This is a genomic window from Campylobacter concisus, from assembly GCF_015679985.1.
Classification (GTDB): Bacteria; Campylobacterota; Campylobacteria; order Campylobacterales; family Campylobacteraceae; genus Campylobacter_A; species Campylobacter_A concisus_AC.
On the sequence record NZ_CP049239.1, the window covers coordinates 459,628 to 475,234 of the forward strand.

15 protein-coding genes and 1 pseudogene are annotated in these 15,607 nt (G+C 37.4%); 11 read left to right on the plus strand and 5 right to left on the minus strand.

All coding sequences use genetic code 11. From position 1 onward, the window contains the following. The first annotated feature begins 9 nt into the window (after positions 1–9). The 4 genes from G5B98_RS02345 to pckA all read left to right on the plus strand — a co-directional run bounded on the left by G5B98_RS02345 (position 10) and on the right by pckA (position 5,514). A complete protein-coding gene (locus G5B98_RS02345; protein WP_021090735.1) occupies positions 10–519 on the plus strand; it encodes a TRAP transporter small permease subunit in 510 nt (169 codons plus the stop codon). Next, complete coding sequence (locus G5B98_RS02350; protein ID WP_196087073.1) at positions 519–1,907, plus strand: TRAP transporter large permease; 1,389 nt, start codon at positions 519–521, stop codon at positions 1,905–1,907. The genes G5B98_RS02345 and G5B98_RS02350 overlap by 1 nt, the downstream gene beginning before the upstream one ends. Before the next feature lie 122 nt (positions 1,908–2,029). Further along, on the plus strand, positions 2,030–3,832 hold the full coding sequence (locus G5B98_RS02355) for a biotin/lipoyl-containing protein (protein WP_196087074.1): 1,803 nt from the start codon (positions 2,030–2,032) through the stop codon (positions 3,830–3,832). Positions 3,833–3,939: 107 nt separating this feature from the next. Then, positions 3,940–5,514: a phosphoenolpyruvate carboxykinase (ATP) gene (gene pckA / locus G5B98_RS02360; protein ID WP_196087340.1), complete on the plus strand. Its 1,575-nt coding sequence runs from the start codon at positions 3,940–3,942 to the stop codon at positions 5,512–5,514. A gap of 346 nt (positions 5,515–5,860) precedes the next feature. Here the strand turns inward: pckA and G5B98_RS02365 are convergent, their stop codons facing one another. The 3 genes from G5B98_RS02365 to G5B98_RS02375 are packed head-to-tail and all read right to left on the minus strand — an operon-like array spanning position 5,861 to position 8,441. Continuing rightward, a complete protein-coding gene (locus G5B98_RS02365) occupies positions 5,861–7,216 on the minus strand; it encodes a cation:dicarboxylate symporter family transporter (RefSeq protein ID WP_196087075.1) in 1,356 nt (451 codons plus the stop codon). An 11-nt stretch (positions 7,217–7,227) separates the two neighbouring features. Beyond that, positions 7,228–7,722, minus strand: a complete 495-nt coding sequence (locus G5B98_RS02370) for a peptidylprolyl isomerase (RefSeq protein ID WP_103559636.1) — start codon at positions 7,720–7,722, stop codon at positions 7,228–7,230. A gap of 11 nt (positions 7,723–7,733) precedes the next feature. Then, on the minus strand, positions 7,734–8,441 hold the full coding sequence (locus G5B98_RS02375; RefSeq protein WP_196087076.1) for a YebC/PmpR family DNA-binding transcriptional regulator: 708 nt from the start codon (positions 8,439–8,441) through the stop codon (positions 7,734–7,736). Between the two features lie 152 nt (positions 8,442–8,593). Between G5B98_RS02375 and G5B98_RS02380 the strand changes: the two genes are divergently transcribed. The 4 genes from G5B98_RS02380 to G5B98_RS02395 are packed head-to-tail and all read left to right on the plus strand — an operon-like array spanning position 8,594 to position 12,046. Further along, positions 8,594–9,148 (plus strand): GNAT family N-acetyltransferase, encoded by a 555-nt coding sequence (locus tag G5B98_RS02380; protein WP_196087077.1) that lies wholly within the window; start codon positions 8,594–8,596, stop codon positions 9,146–9,148. Then, entirely contained in the window at positions 9,145–9,348 is a 204-nt protein-coding gene (locus tag G5B98_RS02385) for a heavy-metal-associated domain-containing protein (RefSeq protein WP_084108716.1), read from the plus strand. The genes G5B98_RS02380 and G5B98_RS02385 overlap by 4 nt, the downstream gene beginning before the upstream one ends. A gap of 1 nt (position 9,349) precedes the next feature. Continuing rightward, positions 9,350–11,527, plus strand: a complete 2,178-nt coding sequence (locus G5B98_RS02390) for a heavy metal translocating P-type ATPase (RefSeq protein ID WP_196087078.1) — start codon at positions 9,350–9,352, stop codon at positions 11,525–11,527. 3 nt (positions 11,528–11,530) lie between these two features. Then, the gene (locus tag G5B98_RS02395) at positions 11,531–12,046 is read left to right on the plus strand and encodes a hypothetical protein (RefSeq protein ID WP_196087079.1); all 516 of its coding nucleotides are present in this window, start codon (positions 11,531–11,533) and stop codon (positions 12,044–12,046) included. Positions 12,047–12,072: 26 nt separating this feature from the next. On the opposite strand, the gene G5B98_RS02400 is transcribed toward G5B98_RS02395, so the two are convergent. Then, positions 12,073–12,462, minus strand: a complete 390-nt coding sequence (locus G5B98_RS02400) for a hypothetical protein (protein ID WP_196087080.1) — start codon at positions 12,460–12,462, stop codon at positions 12,073–12,075. 219 nt (positions 12,463–12,681) lie between these two features. On the opposite strand from G5B98_RS02400, the gene argH reads away from it, so the two are divergent. The 3 genes and pseudogenes from argH (at position 12,682) to G5B98_RS09585 (ending at position 15,211) form a co-directional block, all read left to right on the plus strand. After that, the gene (argH, locus tag G5B98_RS02405) at positions 12,682–14,094 is read left to right on the plus strand and encodes an argininosuccinate lyase (RefSeq protein ID WP_196087081.1); all 1,413 of its coding nucleotides are present in this window, start codon (positions 12,682–12,684) and stop codon (positions 14,092–14,094) included. 445 nt (positions 14,095–14,539) lie between these two features. Then, a pseudogene (locus tag G5B98_RS09580) lies at positions 14,540–14,818 on the plus strand (methyl-accepting chemotaxis protein); the annotation flags it as partial. Between the two features lie 84 nt (positions 14,819–14,902). Then, positions 14,903–15,211 carry a CZB domain-containing protein gene (locus tag G5B98_RS09585; RefSeq protein ID WP_413784187.1) on the plus strand — a complete coding sequence of 103 codons (309 nt, stop codon included), beginning with the start codon at positions 14,903–14,905 and terminating at the stop codon, positions 15,209–15,211. A 40-nt stretch (positions 15,212–15,251) separates the two neighbouring features. On the opposite strand, the gene G5B98_RS02415 is transcribed toward G5B98_RS09585, so the two are convergent. Continuing rightward, positions 15,252–15,605: a histidine triad nucleotide-binding protein gene (locus G5B98_RS02415; RefSeq protein ID WP_021091047.1), complete on the minus strand. Its 354-nt coding sequence runs from the start codon at positions 15,603–15,605 to the stop codon at positions 15,252–15,254. Between the last annotated feature and the right edge of the window lie 2 nt (positions 15,606–15,607).

The window sequence follows — 15,607 nt, forward strand, 5'->3', positions numbered from 1 at the left end:
GGGTTGTTTATGCAAAAAGTTGAGAAATTTTTTGATAAGGTTGGCGATATAGTCGGCTATATTTGCATGTTTATTATGGCTTTGATGATAATAGACGTCTTTTTTAACGTTGTGGCAAGGTATTTTTTTTCTTATGGAAATGTCGCATTTCAGGAGCTTGAGTGGCATTTTTTTGCTGTGATATTTTTGCTTGGTATGAGCTATGCATTAAAAGAAGATGCACATGTTAGGGTTGATATCTTTTACGCTAAATTTTCACCAAAAAATAAAGCTCTTGTAAATATGATAGGAACTGTTATTTTTGTAATTCCATTTGCACTTTTGGTTTCAAATTTATCGTTTGAATTTGTGAGTGATGCTTATACTTCAGCTGAAGCTAGTGCAGATCCAGGTGGTCTTACTCACAGATGGATCATAAAAGCACTTATTCCTTTTTCTTTTTATCTACTTGTATTTTTTGCGATTGGCTTTTTTATAAGAAATTTTAATCTTTACAAAAAAGCTAAAAAGGGGGAATAATGGCTGGCTTGATAATGTTTATAGCTGCGCTTTTGATGCTAGGCATTGGCTTTCCAGTAGCCTTTACCTTTGGTGCGGTTTCGATGATATTTGGCATGATTGGTAGTATTGTTGAGAGTATTGGAGACGGAGATGGGCTACTTGGAAGTATTGAAGTTTTCAAAGATATGTTTAACTTCATGCCTTATAGAATTTTCTCTATCATGGAGAGTAGAATTTTTATAGCAGTTCCACTTTTTGTCTTTATGGGCGTTGTGCTTCAAAAGTCAAAACTAGCTGAGAGGCTACTTGAGAGCATGGGTATGCTTTTTGGAGAAATTCGCGGAGGTATTGCTATTAGTACTATCTTGGTTGGAGCACTTCTTGCAGCTTCAACTGGTGTTGTTGGTGCAAGTGTCGTTGCAATGGGCGTTATAAGCTTGCCTGTTATGTTAAAGTATAAATACGACCAAGCGCTAGGTTGTGGCACTATATGTGCTGCTGGTACGCTTGGACAGATCATTCCACCTTCTATCGTGCTGATTATTTTGGGTGATATATTTTCAGTGCCAGTTGGTGAGCTTTTTCATCAAGCCATCATCCCAGGACTCACGCTAGTAGCAGTTTATATCATTTATATTTTGATTGTTGCTTATTTGAAACCAGATACCGCACCAGTAGTAAAAGATGAGAGCGGTGTTAGTAAATTTAAGCAGACCATGAGAGCACTAATCGCTATCTTTCCGCCACTTTTGCTGGTTATTTGCGTATTGGGTTCTATATTTGCAGGTATCGCTACACCAACTGAAAGTTCAGCTTTTGGCTGCGTTGGAGCCATTATTTTAGCTATTTTTTATAGGACATTTTCATTTTCTATGATAAAAGAGGCATTGGCAGAAAGCGTAAAAACTACAGCACTTGTCTTTGCCATACTTGTTGGTGCGACAGCCTTTTCTATGGTATTTAGTTACACTGGTGGAGATGAGATTGTTGAAAAATTTATGACAAATTTACCAGGCGAGAAGTGGGGCTTTATCATTTTTAGTATGGTTGTCATCTTTGTGCTTGGCTTTTTTATCGACTTTGTTGAAATTTCATACATTGTGCTTCCTATTTTGGTACCAATAGCCGCAAAGCTTGGTATAAATCCAATTTATCTAGCAATCTTAGTTGCTATGAATTTACAAACTTCATTTTTGACGCCGCCATTTGGTTTTAGCTTATTTTTCCTAAGATCAGTCGCACCAGCTGAGATAAAAACGACTGCTATTTATAAAGGTGTTGTGCCTTATATTTTTATTCAGCTTGCTGTACTTGTATTTTTCTGCGTCTTTCTAATGGAATTAAAGCCAATGCTTGATGCGAGCCACGGCGGATTATTAAACTTCTTACTCTCACTTTTTAAATGATATAAAAGTTTTTGGTTGTAAAATACCAAAAAACAAGCAAAATGGCTAATTTGAGTTTCTAATCAATTTAGCCATTTTCTATGAACTCTTTAAATAAATTTATAAAATTAATGAGGTGGGTGATGGCGAAGAAATTTATCGATGTTATGGATACGACCTTTAGAGACGGCTTTCAGTCAGTTTATGGCGCTAGAGTGCTTATGAACGACTTTTTGCCCGCGCTTGAAGCGGCCAAAGAGGCTGGCATAGAGCATTTTGAATTTGGCGGAGGAGCGAGATTTCAAAGCCTTTATTTTTACCTAAATGAAGACGCTTTTGCGATGATGGATAAATTTAGAAGCATCGTAGGACCAAAAGCAAACCTTCAAACCCTAAGCAGGGGCGTAAATACCGTCACACTTGATACTGGTAGCCGCGAACTTATCGACCTTCACGCAAAACTTTTCAAAAAACATGGAACCACCACCATTAGAAATTTTGACGCACTAAATGACGTTGAAAATTTAAAATATTCAGGCGAGAGGATCGCTCATCACGGACTAAAACACGAAGTCGTCGTTACTATGATGGACTTGCCAAGTGGCTGTGTGGGAGCTCATGATGTTAAATTTTATGAGAAAATTTTAAGAGAAATTTTAGATGCAAATATCCATTATCACAGCGTTTGCTTCAAAGATGCAAGTGGCACGAGCAGCCCACAAAAGGTCTATGAAACCATAAAAATGGCTAGAAAGCTACTTCCAGAAAAAACTCATATTAGACTTCACACTCATGAAACAGCAGGCGTAAGTGTGGCTTGCTATCTTGCAGCGCTTGAGGCTGGTGTCGATGGCATAGATCTAGCCGCAAGCCCAGTAAGTGGTGGTACAAGTCAGCCAGATATCCTAACCATGCTTCACGCAGTAAAAGGCAAAAACTACGATCTTGGCGGACTTGACGTGGAGAAAATTTTAAAATATGAAAGCGTTTTGAATGATTGTTTAAAAGAGTATTTCTTACCGCCTGAAGCCGTGCAAGTAAGCCCTCTAATACCATTTTCACCGATGCCTGGTGGCGCACTCACTGCAAATACCCAGATGATGAGAGATAATAACATCTTAGATAAATTTCCAGAGGTCATCCTTGCGATGCGCGAGGTGGTGCAAAAAGGTGGATACGGTACTTCAGTAACGCCGGTTAGTCAGTTTTATTTTCAGCAAGCATTTAATAATGTAATGTTTGGTAAGTGGAAAAAGATCGCTGAGGGATACGGCAAAATGGTGCTTGGCTACTTTGGCAAGACTCCGGTCACACCTGATAAAGAGATCATTAAGCTTGCAAGCGAGCAACTAGGGCTAAAACCAACTACAAAACACGCAGTTGATATAGCTGATAAAGATGAGAGCAAGTCACTTGCCCACGTAAAAGAAATTCTAAAGCAAAACAATATAAAAACTACCGAAGAAAATATATTTATAGCAGCTGCTTGTAAAGAAAAAGGCATCGCATTCTTAAAAGGTGAAGCTAAAGTAAATGTAAGAAAAATCGATCCAAATGCTAAGGCAAATGAATGCAGACAAACTCAAAGCGGCAGATATAGCGTCGTCGTAAATGGTAGCCGCTACAATGTCGAAGTAAGCGAAGGCTTTAACGATAGCATCCAAGTAAAATCAATCACCGAAGTTGAAGGCAAGAGCGTAAAAAATGCCAAAAGTGCAGCAGCAGGTGCAACTGAAAATGATATCGTTGCAAGCTTGCCGGGCGCTGTGCATAAAATTTTGGTAAGCGCAGGAGACCATGTCAAAAAAGGGCAAGCTGTAGTCGTGCTTGAAGCAATGAAGATGGAGATAGAGGTCAAAGCCCCAAAAGATGGTGTGATAGGCTCTATCGAGGTTAGCAAAGGTCAAAGCGTCGCGAACAATCAAGTAGTGGCTAAATTTAAATAAATTTGCCACTTTTAAAAAGATAGTGTTAAGCGAAATTTGATTAACATTTTGATGACTTTTAGGTCAGAATTTATAAAGAAACGAAAATTTTAAAAGGAAATAACATGATAAATAAACTAGACGAATTAGGTCTAAAAGAGATCAAAAAGATAAATTACAATCTAAACTACGACGAGCTTTTTGAGCTTGAAAAGGCAAACAACGAGGGTAGGGTTTCAAGCAACGGCACATTTATGGTTGATACGGGAATTTTTACTGGAAGAAGCCCAAAAGATAAGTATTTCGTCAAGCAAGATCCAAGCCAAAAATACATCGCTTGGGGTAAGATAAATCAGCCTATCACAAAAGAGCTTTTTGATAAGCTTCTTAAAAAAGCAAAAGAGCAGCTAAGTGGCAAAGAAATTTTCATCCAAGACGCATTTTGTGGAGCTAGCAAAAAGAGCCAAAAATCAGTTCGTTTTGTTACCGAAGTAGCGTGGCAAGCACATTTTGTAAAAAATATGTTTATCCGCCCAAGTGAGGCAGAGCTAGCTAAATTTGAGCCTGATTTTGTAGTATATAACGCTTGTAAGACAAAAAATGAGGACTACAAGGCTGATGGACTACATTCAGAGGTCTTTGTTATATTTAACGTTGAGGAAAATGTCGCAGTGATCGGCGGCACATGGTACGGCGGCGAGATGAAAAAGGGTATTTTTTCTATGATGAACTACTGGTTGCCACTTGAGGGCAAGCTAAGTATGCACTGCTCTGCAAATGTAGGCGAGAAAGGCGATACAGCGCTATTTTTTGGTCTATCTGGCACTGGCAAAACGACACTTTCAACTGATCCAAAACGCAAGCTAATAGGCGATGACGAGCACGGCTGGGATGATGATGGCGTATTTAACTTTGAGGGTGGTTGCTACGCAAAATGTATAAACCTTGATCCAAGTAGCGAGCCAGAAATTTATGCAGCGATCAGGCGTGATGCGCTACTTGAAAATGTCGTGGCTGACGAAAATGGCGTGGTTGATTACAAAGATGGCTCAAAGACTGAAAATACACGCGTGAGCTATCCGATCTATCACATCGACAACTACGAACCAAGCTCAAGTGCTGGCCATCCAAAAAATATCATCTTTTTAAGTGCTGACGCTTTTGGCGTGCTTCCTCCAGTTGCGAAGCTTACAAAAGAGCAGGCGATGTATTATTTCTTAAGTGGCTATACAGCAAAAGTTGCTGGCACAGAGCGCGGTATTACTGAGCCAGTCGCTACTTTTAGCGCTTGCTTTGGCGAGCCATTTATGCCACTTCACCCAACTGTTTATGCAAAACTACTAGGCGAGAAGATCGATAAACACGGTGTTAATGTCTATCTTGTAAATACAGGCTGGAGTGGCGGTGCTTACGGTGTTGGTAAGCGCATGAGCATAAAAGCAACTCGTGCTTGCATAAATGCGATCCTTGATGGCAGCATCACAAAATGCGAATTTGAAAATTTTGATAAATTTAACTTCGCTATCCCAAAAGAGCTTGATGGCGTCGAGACAAAACTACTAAATCCTATAAACACATGGACGCATCCGACTGAGTATAACGCTTCACGCGATAAGCTTGCTAAAATGTTTGTTGAAAATTTCAAACGTTACGAAGATGTAAAAGAGGGTGTTGAGTACGCTAAAGCTGGACCAAAAGCTTAATTTATATAGCCTTGCAAAAAAGTTTGCAAGGCTAGTTTTTTAGTTGATATTTTTGATATGACTAAATTTAAAGTATCTCTCTTCTAAATTCCAATCTCAAGTGTTACATTTGTAAATTTATTCTAGTAGGTAACAAAATATTAGATATTGCCAAATATATAAGTTACTAATAAAATTTTCCTATTACACTTAGTCTCTAGTTTTCTTTTTGTGCTTGAACCAGTTATCAAATATTGTTTATTGTGTTGTTTTCTAAAAATTTTTATAGGTTTGAGGAGGAGATAGATCGCATAAATTTAGAATAAAAAAATAAGGGCAAAGTTGCCCTTATAGTTATAAAGTTATATTATGAGTGAAAGTGAAATTCCTCTGGATGATCTAGTGCGTATCTAAATTTATCCATATCGACTTTTTTATCCCAGATAGAAACTATCATGCAACCAACAGCGTTACCGCAGAGATTACCAACTGCACGCATCTCTGACATAAATTTATCGACGCCAAGTAGCACAGCTACGGTGACTACTGGTATGCCAGTGCTAGGAAGTGCGCTTAGTGTTCCAGCAAGGACAACAAAGCCTGATCCTGTCACGCCAACAGCGCCTTTACTTGTGATCATTAGTACGATTAGTATGCTTATTAGATGCTCAAAGCTTAGTGGGATGTTAAATGCTTGAGCTAGGAAAATAACACTTAGACTTAGATAGATGTTGGTGCAGTCGAGGTTAAATGAGTAGCCAGTTGGGATGATAAGTCCAACAGCGCCTCTATTTATACCAGCTGATTCTAGCTTTTGCATAAGCGGCGCAAGAGCTGTTTCGCTCGAGCTTGTTGCAAAGACTACCAATACCTCTTTTGAAATAAAACGCATAAATTTAAAGACATTGATTTTTGCAAAATAGCAAATAATGCCAAGCACGACAAAGATAAAAAAGCAGCTTGCAAGTGCCATAACAATCAAAAGTTCCATCATACCAAGAAGCGTTCCGATACCAAATTTGCCGATCAGATAAGCCATAGCCGAAAATGCAGCCACTGGACTAAAGAGCATAAGCCAACTAAGAAGTTTTAAGACATAGTGCTGAATAAATTCAAGTGGCTTTAGGCAAGCTTGTTTTTTATCATGTGCTAGCAGCGAAAGCACGATAGCAACGATAATAGCCATGAAAAGTACTTGAAGAGTATTTGATTTTATAAATGGATCAAGTATATGCACGTATGGGAAAATGTCATCTACTGGCACAGCACCTCTTAAAAGATGAAGCGTATGTGCTACAAATCCGCTATTTGCGTCCATATTTGCAGCTTGAGATGTAAATTTAGCTACGCTTGAGGCATCAAGCTGAGTGTAGTCAAGATTCATACCATGTCCTGGACGAAGTGTCTCGCCAAAGATGATGCCAACAGCAAGTGCAAGTGTGCTAACTATCTCAAAATAGATAAATGCCTTTAATCCAATAGAACCTAGGTCTTTTAAACTCTCAAGCCCAACGATACCTGAAACGATCGTTAAAAAGATAATAGGGCCGATTAAAATTTTAAGTGCTTTTATAAAATAATCAATACCTGGCTTGCTTGCTATACCAAGCTCAGGCGCGACCATGCCAACGACAACACCACCAACAATACCGATCACAACCCAAAAGGCAAGATTGGTAAATAATCTTACAGCAAGATTTCCTTGCTTTTTAGTATTATTCATAAATTTCCCCTTTATAGGCTTTCTCTGATCTTAGCAGAGATGATCTTATCGCCTTGTCTTATAGCGTCAAGCACCTTTAGGCTCTCTTCATCAACGCATTTTCCAAAGACTGTATGCACGCCATCAAGATGAGGTTGCTTGCTATGACAGATGAAAAACTGCGATCCGCCAGTATCGCGTCCTGCATGAGCCATGCTAAGGCTACCGCGCTCATGTTTTACCTTTTGGTTGCCACATTCACATTTTATTCTCCAGCCAGGACCGCCCGTGCCCGTGCCATTTGGGCAGCCACCTTGGATGACAAAATTTGGTATAACTCTGTGAAAATTTAGACCATTATAAAAGCCTGATTTTATCAAATGGATAAAATTTGCGACAGCTTGTGGAGCTTCTTCGGCAAAAAGTTCAAGTCTGATCTCGCCTTTGTCTGTCTCTAAAACTGCAAATTTATCTTTTTTAAGCTCATCTAAATTTATATCATAAACTTTTAATTCATCAAAACGCATGTATTTCCTTTTTATTCGATATTTGTATAAACTGCTTGAACGTCATCATCGTCTTCTAGCTTATCAAGGAGCCTTTCAACCTCAAGCATTTGCTCTTCGCTTAGATTTACGGTTTGATTTGGCAAGTACTGAAGTGAGGCTTTTTTAACTACTAAATTTAACTTCTCTATACCCTCGTGAAGTGTACCAAAATTTGCATAGTCGCCATAAACATATAGCGTCTCATCGTCAGCTTCGATATCGCTTAGACCATAGTCTATCAGCTCAAGCTCGATCTCTTCGATGTCTGCGCTTGGTTTTTCAAGCTCAAAAACACTCTTTCTTGTAAACATAAAGCTAAGGCTGCCACTTGGCAAAATTTCTCCGCCATTTTTGCTAAATATCGCTTTAACATTGGCAACCGTTCTTGTTGGGTTGTCAGTAGCGCACTCAACGATGATCTGCACGCCGTGAGCTGCTTTGCCGTCATAAAAAATAGTCTTGATATCGGCGCTATCTTTGCCATTTGCTCTTTTTATAGCTGCATCGATGTTATCTTTTGGCATATTTTCAGCTTTTGCCGCTGCGATAGCTGCACGAAGTTTAGGGTTCATATCTGGATCACAACCACCATCTTTTGCGGCTACTGTTATAGCTTTTGCAAGTTTTGGAAATACCTTGCTCATCTTATCCCATCTAGCTTCTTTTGCGGCCCTTCGGTACTCAAATGCTCGTCCCATAAATATCCTTAAATAAATTTTTTACGGATTATAACTAAAAAAATTTTATACTTTTTTAAAACATTTTTAGTTTGCCTATTGGGGATTATTTATTTGTAAATCGCAGGTCGATATTTGGTAAAAATTTAAGCTAGAGTTTTATAATGACGCACATGATACAAAATGCTCAAAGACAAGATGCAAAAAGCTGCATAAAGCTACTAAATCTAGCAATGGAGGATATCGCCTACAAGCTAAGTGGCTATGACGATCCTATTAAAAGTGATGAAATTTTAGAAATTTTTTTCAAAAGTGAGACAAATAGACTTAGCTATAAAAATGTCTTTGTTTATAAACATAACGAGGAAATTATCGCTGCGATGTGTGCTTACTTTGGTGGAGACGCGGAGCAGCTTGATAGAGAAATTTCACAACATTTAAAGGCTCTTGGTAAAGACGCTCAAGTAGAAAAAGAGTGTTTTGATGATGAGTTTTATATAGATAGTATCGCTGTTGATGAAAATTTTAGAGGCCAAGGGCTTGCAAAAGAGCTCATAAGGCATTCATTTGTCAAGGCAAAAGAGCTAGGGCATAAAAAGGTTTCATTAATAGTAGATACAAATAAGCCAAAAGTTCGTAAATTTTACGAGAGTTTGGGTTTTAAATTTAATGTCAAGAAAATTGTAAATTTACATGAATACGACCATATGATAAAGGAGATAATATGAAAACATTTGAAGCAAACAATATCCACTGCCAAAATTGTGCAAATACGATAAAAAACGCACTTGAAGATGACTTTGGCAAGATAGAAGTTGATCTTAGTAAAGAGCCAAGACAAGTTAGTCTTGATATAAAAGATAGCGATGTTGAGAAATTTAAGTCTGAAATGGCTGATTTGGGATTTGATATAATAAAAGAGCTCTGATATGTCTTTAAAAGTCAAGCTAAATATAGCGGGAATGAGCTGCGTAAACTGCTCAAATGCTATCGAAAAGGTTTCAAAAAAGATAGATGGAGTACTTGAAGCAAATGTAAATTTTGCAAACGCAAGCGGCGAGTTTGTCCTAAAAGACGCGAGTGTGCGTGAAATTTTAGAGCAAAAGATAAAGAAGCTTGGCTATTTTGTGGCAACTGATATTGATGAGTTTGAAGCAAAAAGAAAAGCTCACATTAGAAATATTAGAAATAAATTTATATTTGCATTTATCGCAAGTATCGTAATAATGGCACTTGAGATGTTTGCACCTCACAGCATGCTAGTAAATTTAGCTATGCTAGCTTTGGCATTTTTAGTTCTTATTTTTAGTGGCAAAGGCTTTTTTACTCATGCCTACGAAGCGGTAAAAAATAGAAATTACGATATGAATGTGCTTGTCGCTCTTGGAAGCGGTAGTGCGTTTTTATACTCGCTTTTTGTAGTGCTTTTTGAAAAATTTCTACCAAATGATCTAAAAAATATCTATGTTTCAGGCGTAGCGATGATAATAGCTTTTGTGCTTCTTGGCAAGTATCTTGAAGAGCGTTCAAAGGCAAAAGCAGGGGATTATCTAAAGAGACTACTTAAAATTTCTCCAAAAACTGCATTTTTACTTATGCCAGATGGAAGAAGCAAAGAAGTACCAGTAAATGAGCTAAAAATAGGAGATATCGTCGTTGTAAAGAATGGCTACAATGTTCCATGTGACGGTGTGATAGTCCAAGGCGGAGCTGAAATCGATGCTTCGATGCTAACGGGCGAGAGCCTGCCAGTTTATAAAGAAGTGGGCGACAATGTATTTGCAGGTACATTAAATACAAATGGCTATATAAGTGTCAAGATGGCAAAAAGCTCGTTTGAAAGCTTGCTATCTCAAATTTTAAGCTTACTAAATGATGCTAGTACGAAAAAGATGCCAATAGGCAGGCTCGCTGATAAGATAGCAAATATCTTTGTGCCAAGCGTGGTAGCGATATCGGTGCTTACGTTTTTGGCTTGGATCATTTTTGATGGAAATTTTGCTTATGCGATCTCTTGTGCGATCTGCGTTTTAATAATCTCATGCCCATGCGCTCTTGGACTTGCTACGCCAATAGCAATAGTAAGCTCGCTTGCACGTGGTGCAAAAGCTGGAATTTTAGTAAAAAATCCAGAAGTTTTAGAGCTAATAAAAGATGCTAAATTTGTAGCATTTGACAAAACTGGCACACTTAGTAAAGGGCAAATCAGCGTCAAAAGCTCAAATTTAAGCGAGCAAGATTTAGCTCTTATCGCTTCTGCTGAAAATTTAAGTGAGCATCTCATCTCAAAAGCTATCGTTAGATATGCAAAACAAAAATGTATAGATTTACAAAAGCTAAATGGCAAATTTCAAAATGTTGTTGGGCAAGGCATCATCTATGAGGATGAGAATAATCAGATAATAATCGGAAACGAAAAGCTGCTTTTGGCAAATGAAGTGAGTTTAAATCCGGATGAAAGTAAAGCTATAAAAGGGGCTACAAATGATGGAAGTGGCATCATACTTTGTGCTATAAATAAAAAATTTGTTGGTTTTTTAACGCTTAGTGATGAGCTAAAAGACGAAGCAAGCGATGTTATAAACGAGCTTAGTAGTCTAAATTTACAAAGTGTGATCCTCTCAGGCGATGACAAGAAAGTAGTTGCAAGTATCGCCAAGAAGCTAAATGTAAGCAAATATCACGCAAATATGTTGCCTGAAGATAAATTTAATGAGATAAAAGAGCTTGCAAGCCACGGTGGCGTTATCTTTGTTGGAGATGGCGTAAATGACTCACCATCACTTAAAGAAGCAAGTGTTGGTATCGCTATGAACTCAGGCTCAGATATAGCAAAAGGTGCTGGAGATATCGTGCTTGTTAAAAATGATTTGCGTGGCGTGACCGGACTAGTTAGACTAGCAAATGCTACTATGGTAAACATAAAAGAAAATTTATTTTGGGCGTTTATGTATAACGCGATTTGTATCCCAGTAGCTGCTGGTGTGCTCTACCCGGTCTTTGGACTACTTTTAAGCCCAGTTTATGGCTCAATGGCGATGTGTATTAGCTCTGTTACTGTCGTTTTAAACGCACTTAGACTTAGATATTTACGACTTAAGGATTAAAATTTGAAACTTGGAGAACTTTATAGCGTTGTAGCGACTGCGCTTGCTGCAAATTTTAGTGATATTTTGGATGTTTCATCTTTTATGCGTATCAAAAAGACAAATGCGTGGATAACGCAGACAAATAACGAAGCAAATAAAAAAGGCAATGAGCTTTATGCCAAATTTATCAAAGATGAAAGTAGTGCTGCTTTATGTGACGATTTTGTCATTTTAAAGTCAAAATTTGAGGCAAGTTACTATTTTTCTTCTGCAAAAGATGATCTAGCTCAATTTTATAAGGCTATAAATTTTCAGCCAAAAATGGGCGAGGTTGATAGCATCTCAAATCAGTTAATTTTAATAGCAAATATTTTAAAAAGTGAAGCATCTAAGGAGTCTATGAAGCTTCTTGCAGCTTTTAGTGTCTCATTTTTCTTGCCTTATACTAAACAGCTCTCAAAAGATATCCAAAAAGACGCAACTAGCAATTTTTATAAATCAATGGGATATTTTTTAGAGGATTTTTGCCTAGTTTGAGAAACTATTATTGGTAAGGCTTAGTTTTAAGCCTGTGCCATTTCTATCATTTGAGTTTTAATGCTTAAAATGTTATTTTGAATGGCTGACTGCTCTAAATTTAAGTAATGAAGCATTTGCATAGAGTTACGATCTTTTAGGCTTTGGATGCTTGAAATTTGATGCGAAATATCTAGCTTTTTATCTTGTAATTTTTCTAAGTCTTTTTGTAACTGTATAGCGCTCGCTTTATTAATAGTTATAGAGGAAATTTTAGCATCTTCTCTTTGTTCTACATGTACTTCATTGCTTCTAACAATATCTTTCTTGTCATAGCCAGAAGATACTAACAAGCTTGTTTTTGAGCTATTTGAAGAGATAGATGTATAGCCATCATGATAGAAAATGTTTGAGTTCATATTCGCATCTATTTGCATATCATCTTTCCTCTTATAGATTATTTTTATTTTAAACTATATTCAATAAACTATATTCAATAGGAAATTAAAATAGTTTTTAAAAAGTTATATTTTGAATTATATTTCCATATCCTTAAAGATAAATTATATTTATAACTTTTTTGCAACTTTATAGTTAAAATACCCAGTTAAGTGCTATTTTGTTAAAATCACGCAAAACTAATTAAAGGCAAAGCTATGAAAGAAGAGAAAAACGCACACAAAAAGATGTGGGAGGGCAGATTTAGCGAGGCTAGTTCGAAGTTGCTTGAGGAATTTAACGCTTCTATAAATTTTGATAAAAATCTTTTTGAAGAAGATATTGCTGGAAGTAAGGCTCATGCAAAGATGCTTGGGGTTTGCGGAATTTTGAAAAAAGATGAGTCAGAGGCGATCATAAAGGGGCTTGATGAGGTTTTATCTGAGATAAGAGCAGGTAAATTTGAGTTTAAGTTAGAAGATGAAGATATACACATGGCAGTTGAGAAACGCCTTAGCCAGATCATCGGCGCCGAGCTTGGTGGCAGACTGCACACAGCTAGAAGTAGAAATGACCAAGTTGCGCTTGATTTTAAATTTTACGTTTTGAAGAAAAATTTAGAAATTTCTTCATGTATAAAAGAGCTCATTACCACGCTTACAAATTTGGCAAAAAACAACAAAGATACGCTAATGCCAGGCTACACACATCTTCAACATGCTCAGCCAGTAAGCCTTAGCTATCACTTGATAGCATATGCATTTATGTTTAAAAGAGATTTTGAGCGTTTTGTTAGCTCATATGAGCGAAACAACCTAAGTCCGCTTGGTTCAGCAGCCCTTGCAGGCACTCCCCATAAGATAGATAGAACTATCGTAGCAAGCGAGCTTGGCTTTGCAGGTTGCACACAAAATGCGATGGATAGCGTGAGTGATCGTGATTTTGCGCTGGAAATTTTATTTAACATTAGCATTTTTATGACGCATGCTTCTAGGCTTTGCGAGGAGCTCATACTTTGGAGCTCGCAAGAATTTGGCTTTGTAAGCATTAGCGACGCTTATAGCACAGGAAGTTCCATAATGCCACAGAAGAAAAATCCAGACGTAGCCGAACTCATACGCGGTAAAACTGGGCGCGTAAATGGAAATTTGGTAGCGTTACTAACCACGATGAAAGGCCTGCCACTTGCTTACAATAAAGATATGCAAGAAGATAAAGAGGGTGTGTTTGACAGCGTCTCAACCATTTTAAGCTCGGCTACCATCCTAAACGAGATGATAAAAACGGCTAAATTTAATGAAAAAAACATGCTAAAAGCGACAAAAATTGGGCATCTAAGTGCCACCGATTTGGCGGATTATTTAGTACGTGAAAAAAACATCCCATTTAGAACAGCACATTTTATTACAGGTAAAGCTGTCGCAAAGGCTGAAAGTTTGGGCTTTGATTTGAGTGAACTAAACGAAGAGCAGCTAAAAAGTGTGGATGAAAATTTAGATGCAAATGCTATTAAATTTTTAGATCTTTATGCTTCCAAAGAGGCACGTTGTTCGCAGGGTGGCACGGCAAATAAAAGCGTTGATGAGCAGATAGAAATTTTAGATTACTGGCTTAAGAAAAAAGAGTTATAATTACGCAAAATCTACAAATTTTAAAGGATGAAAAATGTTTTTTGATGGCAAAAATAAAGAGCTTTCTAGTAAAAACGAAGCTTTAGAGAGAGAAAATGAAGCTTTAAAGGCTGAAATTTTAGCACTTAAAAATGAGTTAAAAAATATAAAAATTTGCGAGCCAAAAGAGCAAGCTAAGGATAAGCAAGAGGCTGTAAATTTATTGCTTTCAAGTTATCAAGATGGTATAAATTTCTTGCAATTAACAATGGAAGAAAACCTAAAAATGCTTGAAAGTATAAACGGACTAAATGAAAAGACTTTCAAAGAGACGGGCGAACTCAAGTCGCAAACGGCTGAGATTTTAAACTCGATCGAGCAAGTAAGTCAGATGAGTAATGACCTTTCAAATGACGCTTCTTCGCTTGATGGAAGCGTAAATTCTATTGTTGAGATTATAAATCTAATTAAAGACATCTCAGATCAGACAAATTTGCTAGCTCTAAATGCTGCTATTGAGGCGGCCCGTGCTGGTGAGCATGGACGAGGTTTTGCTGTCGTGGCAGATGAGGTTAGAAAGCTAGCTGAGCGTACTCAAAAAGCGACACTTGAAGTAGAAGTAAATATAAATGGACTTAAGCAAAGTGCGAATACGATGATCGAAATGAGTGAGAATTTCTCAAAAATTTCTGCAAATGCTATGAAAATTTTAGGTGGATTTGAAGGAAATATCTCAAGTGTAAATGCAAATACGCAAAATATACTAAATCAGGCTCTAAATGTTACAAATGAAGTCTATGTAAGCAATGGAAAAATAGATCATATAAATATGAAGTTAAATGGATATAGAGGCGTGCTTTTAAATGAGTTTAATAAGATTCAAGATGTTCATGAGTGTAGATTTGGCAAATGGTATGAAAAAGATGTGAAAAATACTCTTGTAAAAGATGTCAAAATTCTCTCAAGTATCGCAGCTCATCATGAAAATGTTCATCATGGACTAGAAAAAGCGATGGTTATTTTTGCTGATAAAGATAAAGGAAATTTACCTGGCGTTGAAATATTAAAAGATGTCGAAAACTCAAGTAAAGTAGGTTTTGAAGAGTTGCTTGAAGCTATTAAGTCTGCAAGAAAATAAAATTTTAGACTCAGGCTTTGAGTCTAAAATTTAGAAGTTATTAAAATGTGCTTTGTGGATCAGCTACGCCTTCGCTCCAGCCAAGCTTCGCTCCACCAAGCAGGTGAAAATGTAGATGCATAACCTCTTGACCACCGTTTTCACCGCAGTTTGTTATAAGGCGGTATCCGCTCTTATCAACGCCCATTAAGGTCGCCACTTCTTGGATAAATTTTGTCATCTCTCCCATTAAGACCGGATCCATCTCTTGGAAATTTTTATAGTGTTTTTTTGGGATGATTAGGATGTGGATCGGTGCTTTTGGATTTATGTCGTTAAAAGCTAGAAATTTCTCGCTTTCAAGCACTTTGTTGCAAGGGATTTCACCAGCTACGATCTTTTCAAATATGGTCATTT